Origin of the sequence: Falsiroseomonas oryzae, from assembly GCF_027856955.1 — a bacterium.
In the GTDB taxonomy this organism is placed as follows: domain Bacteria; phylum Pseudomonadota; class Alphaproteobacteria; order Acetobacterales; family Acetobacteraceae; genus Falsiroseomonas; species Falsiroseomonas oryzae.
Map to the genome: position 1 here is coordinate 1 of NZ_JAPSMD010000601.1, position 2,565 is coordinate 2,565.

Sequence of the window (2,565 nt, forward strand, 5' to 3'; positions counted from 1 at the left end):
GCTGGCCAAGGCGCTGCGCGCGGACGGCGTGCTGCCCGTGGCCTGGGACGGTCTGCGCGCCATGGTGCCGCTGCCGCGCCTGGCGCCGGCCCTGCTGGCGCGCGTGGACGGGCGGCGGAGCTGGGGCGAGATCATCGCGGAGGTGGTCGCCGCCGGCGCCTCGGCGGAGCAGGCTTCGCGCGACCGCGCGGCGCTGGTGCGCGCGATGGAGCCGCTGAACCGCCTGCTGCTCGCCGCGCCGGAGCGCTGAGCCCGAGCGCCGCGCCGGGCCTTGCCCGGCCGCCACGCGCTGCCCACATCCTGTGCAACACCGGGCGCCTCTGGGAGGGCCCGGCCCATCCATGTTGCTCCTTCGTGAGGATGTGGACGCGCGATGAGCGACGACCCCTACGCCATCATGGGCGTGAAACGCGACGCGACGCAGGACGAGATCCGCCGCGCCTACCGCAAGCTTGCCCGCAAGCTGCACCCCGACGTGAACCCCGGCGACAAGGCCGCGGAGGAGCGGTTCAAGCGCGTCTCCGCCGCGAACGACCTGCTCGGCGACCCCGAGAAGCGGGCGCGCTTCGACCGCGGCGAGATCGACGCCTCGGGCCAGGAGCGGCCGCCGGAGCCGCCGCGCGGCCATCGCGGCTTCGCGGGCGCCGGCGCGCAGGGCGATGGCTGGGATGCCGGCTTCGCCGACATGGTGGATGCCGACGACCTGCTCTCCGACCTGTTCGGCCGCGGCGGGCGGCGTCGCGGCGGGCGGGTGCGGATGCGGGGCAGCGACCTGGAGGGCCGCCTTGCGCTGGACTTCCTGGACGCAGTGAACGGCGCGACGAAGCGCGTGACGCTACCGGATGGGGCGACGGTGGATGTCACGGTGCCGCCCGGCACGCGCGACGGCCAGGTGCTGCGGCTGCGCGGCAAGGGCGCGCCGGGCCATGGCGGCGGGCCGCCGGGGGACCTGCTTGTGGAGGTGGAGGTCGGCGAGCATCGCCACTTCACCCGCAAGGGCGACGACATCCACCTCGACCTGCCCGTCAGCCTGGCGGAAGCGGTGCTCGGTGCGCGCATCGAGGTGCCGACGCCGGCGGGCGCCGTCGCGGTGAAGGTGCCGAAAGGGTCGAACAGCGGCACGGTGCTGCGCCTGCGCGGCCGTGGCGTCCCGCGGCGCGACGGCACGCGCGGCGACGCCTATGTCACCTTGCGGCTGGTGCTGCCGGACAAGCCGGATGCGGCGCTGGAGGCCTTCGTCGAAGGCTGGGCGGCCGGGAAGGCGCACGACCCGCGCGCCGGGCGGGACGCATGGTGATGGCCGGCTGATCGGCGCACGCCGTCGCGCGCGCCGATGCGCGGCCCCGGCCGATGGTCCCCGACCCGGCGGGTCGGGGCTAGGGCGAGGGCCGCCCGGAGGTCAGATCGCCTCCTTCAGCTCCTTGGCGGGGCGGAAGGCGATCTTCTTGGAGGCCGGGATCTGGATCTCGGCGCCGGTGGCGGGGTTGCGGCCGGTGCGCGCGGCGCGGGAGCGGACCTCGAGCACGCCGATGCCGGAATAGCGGATCTTGTTGCCCTTCTTCAGGTGCTCGGCGAAGGCGGCGCCCAGGTCGTTGACCAGCGCCTCGACCTGCCGCTTCGGCATCTCGTGCTTCTCCGCCAGGTCGGCGGCGATCTGCTTCACCGTCACGGTGCTCGGGGTCGGGGCCTTGCCCTTGGCAGCGGGCTTGGGGGGGGCCTTGGTGGTCGCCTGCTTGGCCATCTGCGTTCCTCTCGCTCGTTGCGCGCCCGGTCCAGGAGGGCCGGCCGCCGGGTGGCGCCGACTCGATCGGCAAAGGCGCTATGCGCGGTATGGAACAGGCTGGGGCGCGCCCGCAATGGGCGGATTCGCCGAAAACCCCGCAAAATCGGCATCCGGCGCGCCGGTGTGGCTAATCTCCCGCGCCATCGGCGCGCGGATGGGCCCGCCGCCACGTCTCCAGCAGCGCGGCGGCGTCCACCCGCGTGTAGCGCTGGGTGGTGGACAGGCTGGCATGGCCGAGCAGTTCCTGGATGGCGCGCAGATCGGCGCCGCCCCCCAGCAGGTGCGTCGCGAAGGAATGCCGCAGGGCGTGCGGCGTCGCATGTTCCGGCAATCCGGCCAGGCGCCGCCAGTTGCGCAGGTTGCGCTGCGCGACCGCCGGATCGAGCCGGGCGCCGCGCGCCCCCACGAACAGCGGCTGGTCGGGGCGCGGGTCGGGGTGCTGCGCCAGCCAGGCCGCGATCGCTTGCCTCACCGCCGGCAACACCGGCACCAGGCGTTCCTTGTCGCCCTTGCCGCGGACGCGCAGCGCGCCGTCCGCGCCTGGCAGGGGCGCGTCCCGGACATCGAGGCCCAGCGCCTCGGAGATGCGCAGGCCGCAGCCATAGAGCAGGGTGAACAGGGCCACGTCGCGCGCCGCCTGCATCGCCGGGTGCAGGGCGCGGTCGGGGTCGTGCACGGCGCCGATCCCCGCGGCGAGTTCCTTGGCGTCCCCCGGCGTCAGGGCGCGGGGCACCGGGGCCTTGGCGCGCGGGCCGCGCAGCCCGGCCAGCGCCGCGGTCCCG

Annotated in this window: 3 protein-coding genes and 1 pseudogene; 2 read left to right on the top strand and 2 right to left on the bottom strand. The window is 75.4% G+C overall.

Annotated elements, in window-relative coordinates; translation table 11 throughout:
* Together OZN99_RS29435 and OZN99_RS29440 are read left to right on the top strand one after the other, a co-directional pair.
* Positions 1 to 250, top strand: a pseudogene (locus tag OZN99_RS29435) (methyltransferase); the annotation flags it as partial.
* 123 nt (positions 251 to 373) lie between these two features.
* Positions 374 to 1,297: a DnaJ C-terminal domain-containing protein gene (locus tag OZN99_RS29440; protein ID WP_270938772.1), complete on the top strand. Its 924-nt coding sequence runs from the start codon at positions 374 to 376 to the stop codon at positions 1,295 to 1,297.
* A gap of 102 nt (positions 1,298 to 1,399) precedes the next feature.
* On the opposite strand, the gene OZN99_RS29445 is transcribed toward OZN99_RS29440, so the two are convergent.
* Complete coding sequence (locus OZN99_RS29445) at positions 1,400 to 1,741, bottom strand: HU family DNA-binding protein (protein ID WP_270938773.1); 342 nt, start codon at positions 1,739 to 1,741, stop codon at positions 1,400 to 1,402.
* 169 nt (positions 1,742 to 1,910) lie between these two features.
* Positions 1,911 to 2,565, bottom strand: a 655-nt coding sequence (locus OZN99_RS29450) for a tyrosine-type recombinase/integrase (protein WP_270938774.1), incomplete at its 5' end; no start/stop codon positions are given.

Excerpts from the sequence above, each read along its gene's own strand:
- OZN99_RS29445 (WP_270938773.1), bottom strand. The coding sequence starts at position 1,741 with ATGGCCAAGCAGGCGACCACCAAGGCCCCCCCCAAGCCCGCTGCCAAG.
- OZN99_RS29440 (WP_270938772.1), top strand. The coding sequence starts at position 374 with ATGAGCGACGACCCCTACGCCATCATGGGCGTGAAACGCGACGCGACG.